We start from the raw sequence: 1,231 nt of genomic DNA, 5'->3' as shown, positions 1-1,231 counted from the left end.
GCCGCAGCCCGAAGGGCAGGGGCAGCCTCCGCAGCCCGTGGACCCCCGYACCGGTGCCGCCTGGCCGCAGCCCATGCAGCACGAYCAGCGGCAGCCGACCAACCCGGGGGCCGCGCCGCTGGGTTACACCGCTGCCGTGGAGTTGTCGTCCGACCGGCTGCTCAACAGCAAGAAGCAGAAGGCGAAGAGCAGCCGTCCGGTGGCCGGTGGCGGGCGGTTCAAGATCGGTGGGAAGAAGGAGGAGGCCGAGCGGCAGCGGAAGCTGGAGCTGATCCGCACGCCCGTGCTCTCCTGCTACCGGATCGCCGTGATCAGCCTCAAGGGCGGTGTCGGCAAGACGACCACCACCACCGCGCTCGGCTCCACGCTGGCCACCGAGCGGCAGGACAAGATCCTCGCGATCGACGCAAACCCGGACGCGGGAACCCTCGGACGCCGTGTGCGCCGCGAGACCGGGGCCACCATCCGTGACCTCGTCCAGGCGATCCCGCACCTCCACTCGTACATGGACATCCGGCGGTTCACCTCCCAGGCGCCGTCCGGGCTGGAGATCATCGCCAACGACGTCGACCCGGCCGTGTCCACGACGTTCAACGACGAGGACTACCGGCGCGCGATCGACGTGCTGGGCAAGCAGTACCCGGTCATCCTCACCGACTCCGGTACCGGTCTGCTCTACAGCGCCATGCGCGGTGTGCTGGACCTCGCCGACCAGCTCATCATCATCTCGACCCCCTCGGTGGACGGTGCGAGCAGCGCGAGTACGACGCTGGACTGGTTGTCCGCGCACGGGTACGCCGACCTCGTCTCGCGGTCCATCACCGTCATCTCCGGGGTGCGTGAGACCGGCAAGATGATCAAGGTCGAGGACATCGTGTCGCACTTCGAGACGCGCTGCCGGGGCGTCATCGTCGTGCCGTTCGACGAGCATCTCGCCGCCGGTGCCGAGGTCGACCTCGACATGATGCGGCCGAAGGTGCGGGAGGCGTACTTCAACCTCGCGGCGATGGTCGCCGAGGACTTCGTCCGTCACCAGCAGATGCACGGCCTGTGGACCTCCGACGGCAACCCGCCGCCGGTGGCCGCCCCGCCGCTGCCCGGCCAGCCCGTCCCGGGCCAACCCCAGCCTCCGTATCCCGGGCAGCAGCCGGGCCCCGGGCAGCCGGTTCCCGGCCAGCAGGTCCCCGGGCATCCGGGCCCGTACCCACAGCAGCCCCACCCCGGTCAGCCG

The 1,231-nt window shown here is 70.4% G+C and carries 1 protein-coding gene; it reads left to right on the top strand.

Translation table 11 applies throughout. The features are described 5' to 3' along the window. Nucleotides 1-1,231, top strand: a 1,231-nt coding sequence (locus CA983_RS43845; protein ID WP_143645852.1) for a MinD/ParA family ATP-binding protein, incomplete at both ends; no start/stop codon positions are given.

It is taken from the genome of Streptomyces swartbergensis (assembly GCF_002148965.1).
GTDB lineage: Bacteria > Actinomycetota > Actinomycetes > Streptomycetales > Streptomycetaceae > Streptomyces > Streptomyces swartbergensis.
The sequence above is the reverse complement of the archived record's forward strand: the minus strand, read 5'-3'. Positions and strand labels throughout refer to the sequence as shown.